This window comes from Dyella amyloliquefaciens (assembly GCF_004296575.1).
GTDB lineage: Bacteria > Pseudomonadota > Gammaproteobacteria > Xanthomonadales > Rhodanobacteraceae > Dyella > Dyella amyloliquefaciens.
The window spans coordinates 232023-247796 of sequence record NZ_SAYT01000005.1 but is presented as its reverse complement, the minus strand read 5'-3'; the positions used below and the strand labels follow the sequence as shown (position 1 = coordinate 247796).

19 protein-coding genes and 1 riboswitch are annotated in these 15774 nt (G+C 65.9%); of the genes, 17 read left to right on the top strand and 2 right to left on the bottom strand.

Going from position 1 to position 15774, the window contains the following annotated elements; translation table 11 throughout:
• The first annotated feature begins 1 nt into the window (after position 1).
• The 13 genes from nrdR (at position 2) to EPB08_RS12930 (ending at position 11130) form a co-directional block, all read left to right on the top strand.
• Entirely contained in the window at positions 2–523 is a 522-nt protein-coding gene (nrdR, locus tag EPB08_RS12990) for a transcriptional regulator NrdR (RefSeq protein ID WP_130619539.1), read from the top strand.
• Between the two features lie 193 nt (positions 524–716).
• The gene (gene ribD, locus EPB08_RS12985; protein ID WP_229238326.1) at positions 717–1817 is read left to right on the top strand and encodes a bifunctional diaminohydroxyphosphoribosylaminopyrimidine deaminase/5-amino-6-(5-phosphoribosylamino)uracil reductase RibD; all 1101 of its coding nucleotides are present in this window, start codon (positions 717–719) and stop codon (positions 1815–1817) included.
• Between the two features lie 41 nt (positions 1818–1858).
• Entirely contained in the window at positions 1859–2725 is an 867-nt protein-coding gene (locus tag EPB08_RS12980) for a phytanoyl-CoA dioxygenase family protein (RefSeq protein ID WP_130619538.1), read from the top strand.
• On the top strand, positions 2722–3738 hold the full coding sequence (locus EPB08_RS12975; protein ID WP_130619537.1) for a Gfo/Idh/MocA family protein: 1017 nt from the start codon (positions 2722–2724) through the stop codon (positions 3736–3738). Before EPB08_RS12980 ends, EPB08_RS12975 begins: the two co-directional genes overlap by 4 nt.
• A gap of 97 nt (positions 3739–3835) precedes the next feature.
• Positions 3836–4003: riboswitch (FMN riboswitch) on the top strand.
• A 131-nt stretch (positions 4004–4134) separates the two neighbouring features.
• Entirely contained in the window at positions 4135–4776 is a 642-nt protein-coding gene (locus EPB08_RS12970) for a riboflavin synthase (RefSeq protein ID WP_130619536.1), read from the top strand.
• Positions 4777–4920: 144 nt separating this feature from the next.
• Positions 4921–6012, top strand: a complete 1092-nt coding sequence (ribB, locus tag EPB08_RS12965) for a 3,4-dihydroxy-2-butanone-4-phosphate synthase (protein ID WP_130619535.1) — start codon at positions 4921–4923, stop codon at positions 6010–6012.
• A gap of 179 nt (positions 6013–6191) precedes the next feature.
• Positions 6192–7157 carry a muramoyltetrapeptide carboxypeptidase gene (ldcA, locus tag EPB08_RS12960; RefSeq protein ID WP_130619534.1) on the top strand — a complete coding sequence of 322 codons (966 nt, stop codon included), beginning with the start codon at positions 6192–6194 and terminating at the stop codon, positions 7155–7157.
• 47 nt (positions 7158–7204) lie between these two features.
• Positions 7205–7666: a 6,7-dimethyl-8-ribityllumazine synthase gene (gene ribH / locus EPB08_RS12955; protein ID WP_130619533.1), complete on the top strand. Its 462-nt coding sequence runs from the start codon at positions 7205–7207 to the stop codon at positions 7664–7666.
• Positions 7666–8112 (top strand): transcription antitermination factor NusB, encoded by a 447-nt coding sequence (gene nusB / locus EPB08_RS12950; protein ID WP_130619532.1) that lies wholly within the window; start codon positions 7666–7668, stop codon positions 8110–8112. The genes ribH and nusB overlap by 1 nt, the downstream gene beginning before the upstream one ends.
• Positions 8112–8648: a GNAT family N-acetyltransferase gene (locus tag EPB08_RS12945; protein ID WP_130619531.1), complete on the top strand. Its 537-nt coding sequence runs from the start codon at positions 8112–8114 to the stop codon at positions 8646–8648. The genes nusB and EPB08_RS12945 overlap by 1 nt, the downstream gene beginning before the upstream one ends.
• Before the next feature lie 37 nt (positions 8649–8685).
• Positions 8686–9663, top strand: coding sequence for a thiamine-phosphate kinase (gene thiL / locus EPB08_RS12940; RefSeq protein ID WP_130619530.1), 978 nt, complete (start codon positions 8686–8688; stop codon positions 9661–9663).
• Positions 9660–10208 carry a phosphatidylglycerophosphatase A family protein gene (locus EPB08_RS12935; protein ID WP_130619529.1) on the top strand — a complete coding sequence of 183 codons (549 nt, stop codon included), beginning with the start codon at positions 9660–9662 and terminating at the stop codon, positions 10206–10208. Before thiL ends, EPB08_RS12935 begins: the two co-directional genes overlap by 4 nt.
• Positions 10209–10560: 352 nt before the next feature.
• Positions 10561–11130, top strand: coding sequence for a hypothetical protein (locus tag EPB08_RS12930; protein WP_130619528.1), 570 nt, complete (start codon positions 10561–10563; stop codon positions 11128–11130).
• Positions 11131–11184: 54 nt separating this feature from the next.
• Here the strand turns inward: EPB08_RS12930 and EPB08_RS12925 are convergent, their stop codons facing one another.
• Positions 11185–11427 carry a DUF6868 family protein gene (locus EPB08_RS12925; RefSeq protein WP_130619527.1) on the bottom strand — a complete coding sequence of 81 codons (243 nt, stop codon included), beginning with the start codon at positions 11425–11427 and terminating at the stop codon, positions 11185–11187.
• Between the two features lie 33 nt (positions 11428–11460).
• A complete protein-coding gene (gene ahr / locus EPB08_RS12920; protein ID WP_130619526.1) occupies positions 11461–12480 on the bottom strand; it encodes an NADPH-dependent aldehyde reductase Ahr in 1020 nt (339 codons plus the stop codon).
• 148 nt (positions 12481–12628) lie between these two features.
• On the opposite strand from ahr, the gene EPB08_RS12915 reads away from it, so the two are divergent.
• From EPB08_RS12915 to EPB08_RS12900, 4 genes are all read left to right on the top strand, one after another.
• Positions 12629–13597 carry a potassium channel beta subunit family protein gene (locus tag EPB08_RS12915; RefSeq protein ID WP_130619525.1) on the top strand — a complete coding sequence of 323 codons (969 nt, stop codon included), beginning with the start codon at positions 12629–12631 and terminating at the stop codon, positions 13595–13597.
• A 193-nt stretch (positions 13598–13790) separates the two neighbouring features.
• Positions 13791–14684: a subclass B3 metallo-beta-lactamase gene (gene bla, locus EPB08_RS12910; protein ID WP_130619524.1), complete on the top strand. Its 894-nt coding sequence runs from the start codon at positions 13791–13793 to the stop codon at positions 14682–14684.
• A gap of 91 nt (positions 14685–14775) precedes the next feature.
• The gene (hemP, locus tag EPB08_RS12905) at positions 14776–14997 is read left to right on the top strand and encodes a hemin uptake protein HemP (protein ID WP_130619523.1); all 222 of its coding nucleotides are present in this window, start codon (positions 14776–14778) and stop codon (positions 14995–14997) included.
• A 137-nt stretch (positions 14998–15134) separates the two neighbouring features.
• Complete coding sequence (locus EPB08_RS12900) at positions 15135–15713, top strand: hypothetical protein (protein WP_130619522.1); 579 nt, start codon at positions 15135–15137, stop codon at positions 15711–15713.
• Positions 15714–15774: the final 61 nt, after the last annotated feature.

Below are 15774 nucleotides of genomic sequence, written 5' to 3'. Positions count from 1 at the left end.
CATGCATTGCCCTTTCTGCCAGCACGAAGACACCCGCGTGATCGATTCACGCCTCGCCGAGGACGGCGCAACCGTGCGTCGCCGCCGCGAGTGCCCCAAGTGCGGCGAGCGCTTCAACACCTTCGAAACCGCCGAGCTCAAGCTCCCTTCGATCGTGAAGAGCGGCGAGCGCCGCGAGCCTTTCGACGAACACAAATTGCGCGTGAGCTTCGAACGCGCCTTGCAGAAGCGACCGGTGCCCACGCATTCCGTGGATACCTCGGTGCGCGAGATCATCAACGACCTGCGCCGCTGCGGCGAACGCGAAGTGCCTTCGCGCCAGTTGGGCGAGCTGGTGATGCGCGAGCTGAAGAAGCTCGACCAGGTGGCCTATGTGCGCTTTGCCTCGGTCTATCGCAAGTTCGAGGACGTGCAGGCCTTCCGCGAGGAAATCGAGAAGCTGGAGCGCGACCTGCCGGAGCTGGAAGCGCTGCAGCTGTCGCTGCTGGGCGAGAGCGTGGCGCGGCGCAAGAAGTCCTCGTGATATCCCCTCTCCCCTCCGGGGAGAGGGCAGGGTGAGGGACCACTCTTGCGGCAGCCATCATCAGAGAAGTCGCTTTTTCTAGTGTCCCGCGAGCACCCACCCTTTATCCCCTTTTAGGGACTCACCTCAGTCCTCTCTCCCACAGGGACTACCTTCGGGTCGCCCGGAGGGGAGAGGAAGCAAGAGCTACCCCATGACCGCCACCTTCACCGCCATCGACCACGCTCACATGGCACACGCCCTGCGCCTGGCCGAGCGTGGCCTGTACACCACGCATCCGAACCCGCGTGTCGGCTGCGTGATCGCGCATGGCGAGCAGGTGGTCGGTACGGGGTTTCATCAACGCGCCGGTGAGCCCCACGCCGAGGTGTTCGCCTTGCGCGAGGCTGGTGAGCAGGCGCGTGGCGCCACGGCTTACGTGACGCTCGAGCCCTGCGCGCACCATGGCCGCACGCCACCTTGCGCGGATGCGCTGATCGCCGCCGGCGTGTCGCGTGTCGTCATCGCAGCCGAAGATCCGTTCCCGCAGGTGGCGGGGCGTGGCATCGGCAAGCTGCGCGATGCGGGCATCACGGTCGAAACCGGCCTGATGCGTGAGCAGGCACGCGAGCTCAACATCGGCTTCTTCAGCCGCATCGAGCGTGGCCGCCCCTGGGTGCGCGTAAAGCTCGCCATGAGCCTGGATGGCCGTACCGCGTTGGCGAATGGCGAATCCAAATGGATCACGGGCGAGGCGGCGCGCGCGGACGTGCAGCGCTGGCGGGCTCGCAGTTCGGCCATTCTTACCGGGTCGGGCACCGTGCTGGCGGACAATCCGCGCCTCACCGTGCGTCTGCCCGAGGGCGAGGCCTTTACGCCACCGTGGCGTGTGCTGCTGGATAACCGCCTGCGCACGCCACCCCACAGCCACGTGCTCGATGGCAGCGCGCCCACGCTGGTGCTGCACAACGAGCAGTACGCACCGACGGATTCCCGCTACCAGGCGACCGAGCTCGCCGTGGTGGCGGAGAAAGGTGGGGCGATCGACCTGCACGCTGCGATGGATGAACTTGCGCGACGCCATGTCAGCGAACTGCATGTGGAGGCGGGTCCCAGCCTGTGCGGGTCGCTGTTTGCCGCCGGGCTGGTCGACGAGCTGCTGCTCTACGTCGCACCGGTGCTGCTTGGCGATACGGCACGGCCGCTGCTGGGGCTGCCTTCACTGACCGATATGGCCTCGCGTTGGAAACTCCGCACCATCGATCGCCGCGTGCTGGGCGACGACCTGCGGTTGCAGCTGCGCCCGATCGCCTGAACGCAACGCTTCCTTGCCGTGTTGATCACCAGGTGCAAGACATGACTCAGTCCACGCCACGCCCATCCGTTCTCAGCGATGCCGAACTCACCTTCTTCCGTGAGCAGGGTTACTTGGTCCGCAAGCTTCTCGACGATGCGACGGTGGCGCGATACGTCGCTGCCGTGGACGACTCGCGACGTGAGCGCGGCGAAACGCAGCGCATGAGCAACCTGCAGTTCCTGCAGCCGGGCAAGGCGATCCCCGGTATCCAGGACATCGTGTGCAACGAGGGCGTCCTCGACGTCTGTCGTGGCTTGCTGGGCGAGCGCATCATCGTCGACGGCGCATCGCTGTTCTACGGCGATGCTGGCGTCGACTATCGCCAGGGCTGGCATCGTGATGTGCTGCAGGTGCCGGACGACCAGGTCGACCAGAACTGGTTCAGCCCCGACTATCACTACAACTACGTGCAGATGAACATGCCGCTCACCACGGATGGTTGCCTGTGGATCGTGCCCGGCAGCCATCGTCGTCAGTTGAATGCCGAGGAGCGTGCGATTTTCGGCAACACCGAGAAGATGGCGCCGATCGATGCGCCCGAACTGGGCGATGGCAAGCAGATCGTGGTGCAGCCGGGCGAGGCGGTGTTCTACAACAACTACGCGGTGCATCGCGGCTATGGCGGTGTGCTGCAGGACCGGCGCATCACCATCCATCTGGGTTTCCATTCCGCCGAGCATGCGCCGACGCTGCATTTCGGCGTGCTGGACCATACCGAGTACTCGCTGGAATATCTCGAATCATTGGCACCGTGCGTGCGCGAGGCCTTGCGCGCGCATCTGGTCGAACGTGCCAAACATCCCGAAGTGAACGTGTTTCACGCCTATCACCAGCAATTCCTCAAGAAGGAGTTCAAGACCACATGACAACGGCAGCGATCCGCTGGGGCATCATCGGTTGCGGCAACGTCACCGAAGTGAAGAGTGGCCCCGGCTTCAGCAAGACGCCGAACTCCGCGCTGGTGGCGGTGATGCGCCGCGATGGCGACAAGGCACGCGACTATGCCGAGCGCCACGGCGTGCCGCGCTGGTACGACGACGCGGCGAAGCTGATCGCCGACCCGGACGTAAATGCGGTCTACGTCGCCACGCCGCCCTCCACGCACAAGCAGTACGCGCTGATGGCCATTGCCGCCGGCAAGCCGGTGTACGTGGAAAAGCCGATGGCGATGGACCATGACGAGTGCGAGGCGATCATCCATGCGGGGCGCCAGGCGAACGTGCCGGTGTTCGTGGCGTACTACCGCCGCGCGCTGCCGCGCTTCCAGAAGGTGCGCGAGCTGATCTTCGGTCAACGGGCGATCGGTACGCCGCGTATCGTCAACACCGTGCTGCACGAGCCGCACCATCCGCGCTACCACGATCCGAAGAACCTGCCCTGGCACGTGCAGCCCGGTATTTCCGGCGGTGGCGTGTTCATGGACATCGGCTGCCATACGCTGGACATCCTCGACTGGCTGTTCGGACCCATCGTCTCGGCGAGCGGCCATGCCAGCAACCAGCTGGGCGCGTATCCGCCGGAAGATACCGTGGCGATGTCGTTCGCCTTCGGCAACGGCATGCTGGGTACGGGCCTGTGGAATTTCGACAGCTACAAGCACCACGACCAGATCGAGGTGGTCGGTGACGAAGGGCGCATCGCTTTCGCCACCTTCGGCAACGGGCCGATCACGGTCGAGAATGCACGCGGCACGCACGAGCACCATGTCGAGAACCCGCTGCACATCCAGCAGCCGCTGATCGAGACCATCGTGGCCGAGCTCACCGGACACAAGGGCGCCTGTCCCTCCACCGATGAAACGGGGGCGCGGACCAGCTGGGTGATGGACCAGGTATTGCACGACTACCGCCGGGAAACCGGCCAGCTGATCGGGGCCTGAGGCGACACAGCGTTCCCGCCCGTGGACGACCTTGGCCGGGTCGGCGGGCGGGAAGGTGCTAGAATCTCCCGGCCGGTTCGCCGGCAAAAACCACAAACGACGTCTTCAGGGCGGGGTGCGATTCCCCACCGGCGGTAGGTCCTTCGGGGCGAGCCCGCGAGCGCTTCCGGTGTCCTCGGAAGGTCAGCAGATCCGGTCCAATGCCGGAGCCGACGGTTGGAAGCCAGCGATGGCTTCCAGAAAGTCCGGATGAGAGAAGACGGTACGGCGCAGGCCCTCGCGGGCGTGTGCCTGCCTGACGCCTTGGGGCGTTTTTCGCAGCTATTCACGCGGGAAACGTTTCATGTCCAAGCATCGTTCTTGTTCCATCGCCGCCTCCGCGCAGGAGGTGCGCTGATGTTCACCGGCATTATCCAGAGCGTGGGCCGCATTGCGCGGCTTGAACCGCGCGGCGGCGACGTGCGCCTGCATGTCGATACCGCCGATCTCGATCTCACCGACGTGCAGCTGGGCGACAGCATCGCCGTGTCCGGTGTGTGCCTCACCGCGGTGACGCTGGAGTCGCGCGGCTTCAGTGCGGACGTCTCCAACGAAACACTGTCCCTCACCACGCTGGGCAAACTGAAGGCCGGCGATCCAGTGAACCTGGAGAAGGCGCTGCGCCTGGCCGACCGCCTGGGCGGCCATCTCGTCTCCGGCCATGTCGATGGCGTGGGCAAGGTCGTATCGGTCACCCCGGACGGGCGTTCCCAGCGCTGGACCTTCGAAGTGCCGGCGAACCTGTCGCGCTATATCGCGGCGAAGGGCTCGATCTGCATCGATGGCACCAGCCTCACCGTCAACGAGGTGAACGGGCATCGCTTCGGAGTGAACCTTATCCCCCATACGGTGGAACACACGGCATTCCATGCACGCAGGGCAGGTGATGCGGTGAACATCGAAGTGGATGTGGTGGCGCGCTACATCGAGCGGCTGATCGCCAGTGGCGATGCGCCGAGACTCGATGAGGCGTTTCTCAAGCAGCACGGCTTCGCCTAAGACTCCCTCTCCCTCCGGGAGAGGGCTGGGGTGAGGGTGCGGGGCTTGCGTGACCTTCCACGTACCGCTCCGCTCGCACCCTCTTCCGCCCTTCGGGCACCTTCTCCCGAAGGGAGAAGGAAAAAACATACGGAATCCAGATCCATGAGCTTCAACACCATCCCCGAAATCCTCGAAGACATCCGCGCCGGCCGCATGGTCGTGATCCTCGACGACGAGGATCGCGAGAATGAAGGCGATCTCATCATGGCCGCGCAGATGGTGCGCCCGGAGGACATCAACTTCATGGTGCGCGAGGCCCGTGGCCTCGTCTGCCTCACACTGACCGAGCAGCGCACGCGTCAGCTGGGCCTGCGTCCGATGGTGGTGGACAACACCTCGTCGTACCACACCAATTTCACCGTCTCGATCGAGGCGGCCGAAGGCGTGACGACAGGCATCTCCGCGCACGACCGTGCGCGCACCATCCAGGTCGCGGTGAAGTCGGATGCGAAGCCGCAGGATCTGGCGCAGCCGGGCCACATCTTCCCGCTGACCGCACAGCCGGGTGGCGTACTCACGCGTGCGGGCCATACCGAAGCGGGCTGCGATCTCGCGGCGCTGGCGGGGCTGGAACCGTCGGCGGTGCTGATCGAGATCCTGCACGAGGACGGCTCGATGGCCCGCCGTCCCGAGCTGGAAGTGTTCGCCAAGAAGCATGGCCTCAAGATCGGCAGCATTGCCGACCTGATCCGCTACCGCCTGGAAACCGAGAAGACGGTGCAGCGCGTGTACGAGGAAGACGTGCAGACCGAGTTCGGCCCGTTCCGCCTGGTGGCCTATCGCGATGCGATCCGCCATGGCCTGCATTTCGCGCTGCTGCGCGGCAAGGTGGATGACGGTGCGCCGGTGCTGACGCGCGTGCATGTGCGCAACACGCTGTCGGATGTGCTGCATCTGCAGCGTGATGACCTGGGCCTGACGGTGACCTCCGCGCTGCGCCGCATTGCCGACGAGGATCGCGGCGCATTGCTGGTGCTGTCGGGCGAGGACACCGCCGACGTGCTGTTGCGCCGCCTCAATCGCCAGCCGCCGGTGCAGGAGCCGGAAGAGGCACAGCAGCAGGAATGGCGCCAGCTGGGCCTGGGCGCGCAGATCCTGGCCGACCTGGGCATCCATCAGCTGCGCGTGCTCGGTACGCCGCGCAAGATGGTGGGCCTGGGTGGCTTCGGGCTGGAAGTGGTCGAGCACGTGTAAAGCACCTAGCCTCCTTTGTAGGAGCGCACCCAGTGCGCGAAAAGCCTACGCAGCGATACACCGAAGCTCCGCGGTCGCGCACTGGGTGCGCTCCTACAGGCAGGAGCTTTGCATCGCTTCGCCACTTCCACGCCATACCATCACCGGCATACTCGGGCTTTCCTCACCATCGGCCAGCCATGACTTCCACGACCGTCCGCCTTATTGCGCCTTCGGGCTATCCGCACGACTACGACGCCATGGCGCGTGGCGTGGCGCGCCTGCGCGTCGCCGGTTGCACCATCGACGGGCTCGACGTGCTGGACCGGGCCGAGCACCGTTTTGCCGGCAGTGACGCGGAGCGCCTGGCGGACCTCAACCATCTGGCCATCCATCCGTCCCTGCCGGACATCGTGCTGGCGGTGCGCGGCGGCTATGGCGCCACGCGCCTGCTGGAGCACATCCATTACGGCGCGCTGCGCGAGCGGCTCGAGGGCACGTCCACGCTGCTGGTCGGGCATAGCGATTTCACCGTGATCCAGATGGCGCTGTATGCGAAGACCGGGATGGTCACGTTCGGCGGCCCGATGCTGGGGGCCGACTTTGGCGCGCCGGTGCTCAACGAGTTGATGTGGGAACACTTCTGGGCTGCGGTAACACAGCCGGAAGCCACGGCGCGCTGGGCGACCAGCACCGACACCATGCTCGATGTCGAAGGTCCGCTGTGGGGCGGCAACCTGGCCATGCTCTGCAGCCTGATCGGCACGCCTTATTTCCCCCGGATCGACGACGGCATCCTGTTCCTGGAGGACGTCGGCGAGCCGCCGTTCCGTATCGAGCGCCTCCTGTACCAATTGCACCTGTCCGGCGTGCTGGATCGCCAGCGGGCGCTGGTGCTGGGCCATTTCACCCACTGTCGTCCGCACGACTACGACAACGGCTATGACGTGCCTGCCGCCCTGGATCACATCAGCCGGGTCGCCCATATCCCGGTGGTCCGCGACCTGCCGTTCGGGCACGAGGCCAACAAGTTCACCCTCCCGTTCGGCGTTCCCGCGCGGCTGCGCGTCGCCGACGGGCAGGCCAGCCTCACATTCAGGGGCCATCCGCACCTGTCCGGGGCGGTTTCCCGCCCGGATCCGGGCAAGTTGCCCCAAATCCCGTAAAATAGCCGGCCCGCATGGGCCATCGAGCCCTCAGGAAGCCCCTATTCATGAAGACCATCGAAGGCGATTTCGCCACGCCCAAAGGCCGTTTTGCCATCGTCGCCGGCCGTTTCAACGGCTTCGTCGTCGAGCCCCTGGTGGCCGGCGCGCGTGACGTGCTCGTGCGCCATGGCGTGAAGGACGACGCGATCGAGCTGATCCGCGTGCCGGGCGCCTGGGAAATCGCGCTGGCCGCGCACAAGGTGGCGAACTCCGGCAAGTACGCCGCGGTGATCGCGCTGGGCGCGGTGATCCGTGGTTCCACCCCGCATTTCGACTATGTGGCCGGCGAGTGCGCCAAGGGCCTGGCCCAGGCCGCCTACAGCTCCGGCGTGCCGGTGGCGTTCGGCGTGCTGACCACCGACACCATCGAGCAGGCCATCGAGCGCTCCGGCACCAAGGCCGGCAACAAGGGCGCGGATGCCGCGCTGGCTGCGCTCGAGATGGTCAACCTGTACGGAAAGCTGTGATGAGCAACCGTCCCGAAGGCATCGACCTCGCCGCGCGCTCGCGCGCCCGTCGCCGCGCGCTGCAGGCCCTGTACGCCTGGCAGATCGGTGGCAGCCGCATGGGTGCCGTGATCGACCAGTTCCGCCATGAGCAGGACATGGAAGTGGCCGACCTCGAGTATTTCGAGGATCTGCTGCATGGCGTCGAGCGCCATGTCGCCGCCATCGACGAGGCCATCAAGCCGTACGTGGACCGCGAGGTCGAGCAGATCGATCCGATCGAGCGCGCTGCGCTGCGCCTGGCCACCTACGAGCTGAAGTACCGCCCGGACGTGCCTTACCGCGTGATCATCAACGAGGCCATCGAGGTCACCAAGCGCTTCGGTGCCGATCACGGCCACAGCTACGTCAACGGCGTGCTGGACAAGCTCGCCACCGCGTTGCGCTCCACGGAAAAGCGCGGCTGATGGCCGGCGCGGAGCGGCAGTCCCCCGTTCCCGTCATCGAGACCGAGCGCCTGCGGTTGCGGGCGCATCGCGCCGAAGATCACGCCGAGCGCCTCGCGATCTGGTCCGACCCGACGGTGACCCGGTTCATCGGCGGTCGGCCGCAGACGTCGGAAGAAGTCTGGCGCCGGTTCCTGCAGTACATGGGCCTGTGGACCGTGCTGGGCTATGGCTACTGGGCTGTCGAAGAGAAGTCCACGGGCCGCTATATCGGCGATATCGGATTCGCCGACTTCAGGCGTGACCTGCAGCCTTCGCTGGACGGCATGCTGGAATTCGGCTGGGTCCTGGCTTCGCATGCCCACGGCAAGGGCTATGCGAGCGAGGCCGTGGCCGCGGCAATCGCCTGGGCCGAGCTGCATCGACCGGACCTGCGCGCGGTCTGCATCATCGACCCTGCCAACCAGCCTTCGATCCGCGTCGCCGAGAAGGCGGGCTTCAAGCGCTGGCAGGAATCGACCTACCACGGCGGTCCCACCGTCGTGTTCAGCCGGTAGCATCGACGGCGACCCTTCACACCTACGGGCCGCATCCATGGAATTTCGCCTGATCGACCGCATCCGCGAACGTACCGCGCAAGGCCGCGAGGACGTGCGCCTGGGGATAGGCGACGACGCCGCGCTGGTGGCGCCGCCCGCCGGCCAGGAGCTGGCCATCGCCGTCGACACCATGGTCGAGGGCGTGCATTTCCCACACGGCACCGATCCGGCCGACCTCGGCTGGAAGTCGCTGGCGGTGAACCTCTCCGACCTCGCCGCCATGGGCGCCAGCCCGGCCTGGGCGCTGCTTGCGCTGACCTTGCCGCGCAAGCCGGTGGAGCAGGTGCAGCAGTTCATCGATGGCTTTGCCGAGGGGTTCGCCCAGCTCGCGCAGCCACACCGACTGGCCCTTATCGGTGGCGACACCACGAGTGGCGCGTTGACCATCAGCGTGGCCGTGCACGGATTCGTGCCTCCCGGCCAGGCGCTCACGCGTGCCGGTGCCCGCGCCGGCGACGTGGTGCTGGTGACCGGTACGCTCGGTGATGCCGCGGCAGGCCTGCGCTTGCTGCAGGCCGGTGCGCGCGTGGCCGAGGGCGACGGTCGTGCGGCTTACCTGATCGAACGCCTGCATCGCCCCATACCCCGATTGCAGGCCGGACTGGCCCTGCGTGGCCGCGCCACCGCATGCATCGACGTGTCCGACGGACTGCTCGCCGACCTCGGCCATATTTGCGAGGCCAGCGCGCTGGGGGCCGAGATCGACGCTTCGCTGTTGCCCCGTTCATCCATGCTGCTGGGCGCCTTCGACGAAGTCGTGACGCGCGACTTTGCACTCTCCGGTGGTGACGACTACGAGCTTTGCTTCACGGTGCCGCCCGCTCAGGTTGCCGAAGTACAGGGAGACCTGGCCAGACTGGGCTGCGGCGCCACGCGCATCGGGCGCATGGTCGAGGGCGCCGGCGTGCGCGTGCGTGACGAGCACGGCCAATGGCTGGAAACCATACATCGCGGCTGGGATCACTTCGCATGAGCGACAACGACGACGTCACCGACAACGACAATGACATCGGCGCCGACAAGAAGACGCTGACTCCGGAACAACGCCGCATGCTGCTGGTCACGCCGGCGGGATGGATTGCGTGTGGTTTTGGTTCCGGCCTCGCGCCGTTCGCGCAGGGCACCTTCGGATCGCTGGCCGCGCTCATCCCGTGGCTGCTGCTGCGAACGCTGCCCATGCAGCTTTATGTCTTCGCCATCGTGGTCGCGTTCGTGGGTGGCGTGTGGGCCTGCGGCATCGCGGGGCGCGCGGTGGGCGTGGACGATCACCGCAGCATCGTGTGGGATGAATTCGTGGGCATGTGGATTGCCCTGACGCCCACCCTGATTCCCGCACTGTGGGCCTCGTGGTCGAGCGTGGTGATCGGCTTCCTGCTGTTCCGCCTGTTCGACGTGTGGAAGCCCTGGCCGATCCGTAATCTGGATCGTCAGCTCAAGGGTGGTCTGGGCGTGATGGTCGATGACGTCGTCGCCGGTGTATTCGCTGCTATCGTGCTGGCGTTTTTTCTGCGCCTGTAACGACTCCCGAGTGCGGGCCGCGGATGGCGCGCAACGCGCCTCGTAAGGCAGCCTTCACAAATGCCGGTCAAAATTCCTATGGAAAGCGTGGTATGGGTAGCATCTACTACGTACGTATTCGTAGTAGCACATGCCGCCGGCCGCCTGTAGCTGTCACAAAAGACGGTGTTTCATGGGCTCCAGGTCGCACAGGATGTACGTTTGGATGGCCATCTTGCGCAGGTTTTTGCGGCGCGTGCGAGACGAATTCGCGAGGCCATGACGGGGGAATTTAGCTGCCATGGCGGGTATCGACGCAGCCCTAGGGTGGTTGCGGTCGGGGGCAGGGTTCGACCATTCAGGGGATGGTGTCATGCGCAAGCTTCTCAAGTTGGCGTGTCTGATCGCGCTCGCGTGGAGCGCGTCTATGTCGGTCTCGGCGGCGACGGCAACGGGTCCGTGTCGATTGATCGATCCCTCGACCTGTAGTGATGCCAAGGCGCTCGCGCGCGCCAATGGCTTCGTGCAGGCGCTGAGTCATTTCGCTGGCGACGCAAAAGCCAGTTACTTCAGCACCGATCGCTCCGTGAGTTCGCAGGCGCTGTCCGCCTTCGGCGGCACGTCGGAAAACATGCTGGTGCTGGCCGACAAGCGTTACCTGTTTTCGGCCTGCCCCTCGCGTGATTGCGGCGGCAGCGCGGCGGCGATCGTGCTCAACGAGTTCGGCCAGATCGAGGGCATGGCGTTCTCCAGCTTCCATTGCGAGACCGGATGCGAGGACTTTCGCCATCTCGACATCTACATGCGCAAGGACGGGCAGGACGATGCCGTGCTGGCGGCGCTGAAGGCCTGGGGAACCAGCGACAACCTGCGCAAGACGGTGTCGCGGCCGGAAGCGGACGAAGGCATCGACCAGCGCATGGACGTCCATTTGCTGCCTTGATCGATGATCGTCGGCGGGGCCGTTGCCTCGCCGACGCGCTGCGCAGGGATCGCCTCAGGCGGCCAGGCGCAGCGCGAAATAGGGCAGGATGAACAGCAGCCAGGTCGAGAGCTTGTGCCAGGCCATGCCGGCATAGTGGATGCTGTCGAAGGTTTCCTCGGAAAGATGGAACCAGCGACTGTGCATCGCGTACATGCGGTCGTGCAGGCCGCGAAATAGCGCGAACCATATCGTAACCAGCACCAGGTTGAAGATCGCCGACCATCCAAGCACGGCGCGCAGCAAGTCGACGCTCATGGGCTTTGCTCTCCCGGGATAGTGCTCCCGAGCTTAGCGCGCCTTCTGCTCCAGCACGATGCGGTAGCGCGCCTTGCCGTCGGCGAGATGCCTGAGCGCCTCGTTCACCTGATCCATCGGAAACATCTCCACCTGCGGGCGGATGTCGTGTCGTGTAGCGAAATCGAGCAGGGTGGCGATGTCGACTGGCGAGCCGGTGGGTGAGCTCGACACTTCGCGCTCGCCGCCCATCAGGGCGAACACGGAGATGGGGATCGGCTCCATGACGGCGCCAACCACATGCATGCGCCCGAGTGGTGCCAGCGTGCCGAGCAGGGCGTTCCAGTCCAGCGGCACGTTGACCGTCACCAGCAACAGATCGAGCGAGCCGGCGATCGCCTTGATGGCGTCGGCATCGCGGCTGGAGACGACGTGGTGCGCACCAAAGGATCGCGCCTCGTCGGCCTTGGAGGCGGTGGAGGTGAAGGCGGTGACTTCGCAGCCCCACGCACGGGCGAATTTCAACGCCATATGGCCAAGCCCGCCGATACCGACCACGCCAACGCGCGCGCTGGGGCTGATGCGATAGGCGAGGAACGGCTTGAGCACGGTGATGCCACCGCACAGCAGCGGTCCCGCACTCGGGAGATGAATGCCCTCCGGCAGGGGAATGGCCCATGCCCAGTGGGCGCGCACCTTGTCCGCGAAGCCGCCCTGGTGGCCACCGGCAATCGTCGCTACGGAGTTCGGGCACAGGTTCTGATGTCCTGACAGGCACGGATGGCAATGCATGCAACTGCTGGCCGTCCAGCCGATGCCGACGCGCTGACCGACCTGCAGTCCCTTGGCGTGCTCACCCAGCGAGGTGACGCGGCCGATCACCTCGTGGCCGGGCACGAAGGGAAAGCGCGCCATGCCCCATTCGTTGTTGATCATGGAGAGATCGGAGTGGCAGATGCCGCAGTAATCGACGGCGACTTCCACGTCTTCGGCGCCCAGCGGACCCAGGTCGAATTGCTCCAGGACCAAGGGCTTGCCTGCCTGCTGCGCCGACCAACCGTGCATTTGCGACATGTCTGCACTCCGAAGCGGAAGAAGGGACATCACGGGGAACGCCGAAGCCTAGCTCGCGCCTCGTTGGCGTCGCGTATAGGCCGTGGCGATGGACGCGGCGGGCGTGCTCTTGGCATGCTGGTCCATCCCCATGCACCGGAGTAAACCCATGCAATATCGACGTCTCGGAAAATCCGGCCTGCAGTTGTCCGCGTTGTCCTTCGGTGCCTGGGTCACCTTTGGCAGGCAGGTGGGACGGTCGCTGGCGCGCGACCTGCTGGCCATGGCGCACGATCACGGCGTCAACTTCTTCGACAACGCGGAAACCTATAACCACGGCGTGGCCGAAACGCTGATGGGTGACGTGCTGGCCGACCTGCGCTTTCCGCGCGACAGCTACTGCGTGTCGAGCAAGGTGTATTTCGGCGCGGCGGAAAATCCGTTGCCGACGCAGCGCGGCCTCTCGCGCAAGCACGTGATCGAGGCCTGCCACCAGGCGCTGCAGCGCCTGCGTGTGGAACACCTGGATCTCTATTTCTGCCACCGGCCCGATCCGGATACGCCGATCGAGGAAACCGTCGGCGCGATGGATACCCTCGTGCGCCAGGGCAAGGTGCTGTACTGGGGTACCAGCGAGTGGCCGGCGGAAGCGATCATCGAAGCGCACCGGATTGCGCGCGAGAACCACATGTTCGCACCGACGATGGAGCAGCCGCAGTACAACCTGCTGCATCGCGAACGCGTGGAGCAGGAATACGCGCCGCTGTACGACGCCTACGGCATGGGCACCACGATCTGGTCGCCGCTGGCGTCCGGCCTGCTCACCGGCAAGTACAACGATGGCGTGCCGTCCGATACGCGCCTGGCGCAACCTGGCTACGAATGGTTGCGCGAGGCGATTCTTGAGCAGGGCGGCGATCGCATCGACAAGGTGCGGCGCCTGGCGCCGATCGCATCGGATCTCGGCGTGTCGATGGCGCAGCTGGCGGTCGCGTGGTGTCTGGTGAATCCCCACGTGTCCACGGTGATGCTGGGCGCGAGCAAGCTGGACCAGTTGCAACACAATCTGGCCGCCCTCGACGTGCTGCCGCGGATGGATGCCGCCGTGATCCAGCGGATCGAGCAAGCATTGGCCTGACCCGCCGGTGCCTTGTGTAGGAGCGCACCCAGTGCGCGATAGCAGCGGAGCGGCATCATCGCTTCGTTGGCTTTTCGCGCACTGGGTGCGCTCCTACATCGCCCGCGCCGTGCCTCTGTTTCGCCATGTCACGCCCTGCGGATGCCGGTTCTTCGCGGCACGGTGTCGAAACCTCTTCAAGGACTCCCCACGCATGAAGCCCACGCTTCGCACCGCGCTGTTCGCCGCGCTCACGCTGACTGCCGTCTCCACTGCATTCGCCGGCCCTCCCGAATGGAGCCAGCCGCAGAAGCCGTTCCGCATCTACGGCAACACGTACTACGTGGGGACTCGCGGCCTCACCTCGATCCTGATCACCTCACCACAAGGTCTGGTGCTGATCGACGGCACGCTGCCGCAGAACACGAAGCAGATCGAGGCGAACATCCAGGCGCTGGGTTTTCGCATCACTGACGTGAAGGTGATCCTCAACACGCATGCGCACTTCGATCACGCCGGCGCCATTGCCGAACTTGCACGCGACAGCGGCGCACGCGTGGAAGCGAGCAGCGCGGGTGCCAAGGCGCTGATGCTGGGCGGCAAGGATCCCGCGGACCCGCAGTACGGTGAAGCCTCTCCGTTCACGCCGATCGCCAAGGTCACCACCGTGGCCGATGGCGGCGTGGTGCATGTGGGTGACATCGCCATCACCGCGCACTACACGCCGGGCCACACGCCGGGCGCCACGACGTGGACCTGGCGATCGTGCGAGGCCGGGCGCTGCATGAACATCGTGTACGCCGACAGCCTCGGTGCGTTCGCGGCGGACGGCTACCGCTTCAGCGATCCGGCGCATCCGGAGCGCCTGCGTGACTATCGCCGCAGCATCGAGACCATCGCGGCGCTGCCCTGCGACATCCTGCTGTCGCCGCACCCGGACCAGAGCGACCTGCTCGAACGCGTGGCGCAGCGCGATACGGGCACCAAACCCGATCCGGTGATCAATGGCCATGCCTGCCGGGCCTATGCCGAGGAGGGGAGCGCGAACCTGGATTCGCGCGTGGCCAAGGAAAAGGCCGCGGCGACGGGCGCCAAGGGCGGTCGCTGAACAGGACGTCGCATCGGCGCATCAGTGGCTTGACACTCAAATGAGAATTATTATCATCTGAGTGTCACCCCTCTGACCGCGGAGCCTCACCATGACGACCAGCGTCCTGTCCCTGCCGCAAGGCGCCGAACTGCCGGCGCGCTCGTTCCGTCTGCTCAGCCTCAAGACCCCGGCCCACCTGGATGCCAGCGAGACGCGCCGCGTTTCCAGCCAGTCGCTGCTCATGGGCGAGCGCGAGCTGGTGATCCAGCACCAGGGCAACGAGTACCACCTGCGCCTGACCCGCAACGACAAGCTGATCCTCACCAAGTAGCCGCTTCTCCCCTCGGAAGCAGCAAGGGCAAGGATGCCCCTCATTCCCGGTCCGGCCTGCCGCCGGACGCCACAGGCCTATCGCCACGCCGTTCCCCTGGAACGCCAGCCGGGTCGCCTCCCCTCAGGAGATTGACGATGTTCGGTTGGCTCGCGCACGCTTTCGCCACCATTCGCCCGTCCCGCGACGCGGTGAGCTGGTCCATCAGCCGTTGCCTGGTGTCGATGCAAGGGCCTGAACTCGCGGCACGCCTGCCGATGCTGGGCAGCGTGCTCTATCTGCCGGCGCGCTGCGCGGCCCAGCATTCGTGGTCGCTGCCCGCAGGCTGGCTGGCCTCGCGCTGCGAACTGGCGCCGGTGCTGCGCATCGAGCAGCTGATCGTGTCGAGCATGATCGGTGCGGACGGTCCGCGTGAATGGATCGATGGCGTCGACGGGCAGGGCAACTTCTGTGCTCGTGTGCACCTGCTGCCGGACACCGACTACCTCGCCTGGGATGCGCTGCTTGCCGGCAGCGAGCCACTGCCTGCCACGCCGCTGTGTCCGGACCACGTGGCCTGCCGCGCCTCGAGTGCCGAGCTGGTGTGCTTCCGCACGCGGCGGTTGGGCTCGCTGGAGCTGCTGGAAACCGTGCCGCTGGGCCATCTGTCGACGCTGGGACGCGATATCGCCCGCGAGGCCGCCCGCACCGCGGCGGTGGAGCTCGCATCGGGCTGAAGCGCGTGGCGGGGCGTCTCACGCGTCCGCGGACGCTTGTCCGTCTGTCCGTGCCGGTGTC

Excerpts from the sequence above, each read along its gene's own strand:
- nrdR (WP_130619539.1), top strand. The coding sequence starts at position 2 with ATGCATTGCCCTTTCTGCCAGCACGAAGACACCCGCGTGATCGATTCA.
- ribD (WP_229238326.1), top strand. The coding sequence starts at position 717 with ATGACCGCCACCTTCACCGCCATCGACCACGCTCACATGGCACACGCC.
- EPB08_RS12980 (WP_130619538.1), top strand. The coding sequence starts at position 1,859 with ATGACTCAGTCCACGCCACGCCCATCCGTTCTCAGCGATGCCGAACTC.
- EPB08_RS12975 (WP_130619537.1), top strand. The coding sequence starts at position 2,722 with ATGACAACGGCAGCGATCCGCTGGGGCATCATCGGTTGCGGCAACGTC.
- EPB08_RS12970 (WP_130619536.1), top strand. The coding sequence starts at position 4,135 with ATGTTCACCGGCATTATCCAGAGCGTGGGCCGCATTGCGCGGCTTGAA.
- ribB (WP_130619535.1), top strand. The coding sequence starts at position 4,921 with ATGAGCTTCAACACCATCCCCGAAATCCTCGAAGACATCCGCGCCGGC.
- ldcA (WP_130619534.1), top strand. The coding sequence starts at position 6,192 with ATGACTTCCACGACCGTCCGCCTTATTGCGCCTTCGGGCTATCCGCAC.
- ribH (WP_130619533.1), top strand. The coding sequence starts at position 7,205 with ATGAAGACCATCGAAGGCGATTTCGCCACGCCCAAAGGCCGTTTTGCC.
- nusB (WP_130619532.1), top strand. The coding sequence starts at position 7,666 with ATGAGCAACCGTCCCGAAGGCATCGACCTCGCCGCGCGCTCGCGCGCC.
- EPB08_RS12945 (WP_130619531.1), top strand. The coding sequence starts at position 8,112 with ATGGCCGGCGCGGAGCGGCAGTCCCCCGTTCCCGTCATCGAGACCGAG.
- thiL (WP_130619530.1), top strand. The coding sequence starts at position 8,686 with ATGGAATTTCGCCTGATCGACCGCATCCGCGAACGTACCGCGCAAGGC.
- EPB08_RS12935 (WP_130619529.1), top strand. The coding sequence starts at position 9,660 with ATGAGCGACAACGACGACGTCACCGACAACGACAATGACATCGGCGCC.
- EPB08_RS12930 (WP_130619528.1), top strand. The coding sequence starts at position 10,561 with ATGCGCAAGCTTCTCAAGTTGGCGTGTCTGATCGCGCTCGCGTGGAGC.
- EPB08_RS12925 (WP_130619527.1), bottom strand. The coding sequence starts at position 11,427 with ATGAGCGTCGACTTGCTGCGCGCCGTGCTTGGATGGTCGGCGATCTTC.
- ahr (WP_130619526.1), bottom strand. The coding sequence starts at position 12,480 with ATGTCGCAAATGCACGGTTGGTCGGCGCAGCAGGCAGGCAAGCCCTTG.
- EPB08_RS12915 (WP_130619525.1), top strand. The coding sequence starts at position 12,629 with ATGCAATATCGACGTCTCGGAAAATCCGGCCTGCAGTTGTCCGCGTTG.
- bla (WP_130619524.1), top strand. The coding sequence starts at position 13,791 with ATGAAGCCCACGCTTCGCACCGCGCTGTTCGCCGCGCTCACGCTGACT.
- hemP (WP_130619523.1), top strand. The coding sequence starts at position 14,776 with ATGACGACCAGCGTCCTGTCCCTGCCGCAAGGCGCCGAACTGCCGGCG.
- EPB08_RS12900 (WP_130619522.1), top strand. The coding sequence starts at position 15,135 with ATGTTCGGTTGGCTCGCGCACGCTTTCGCCACCATTCGCCCGTCCCGC.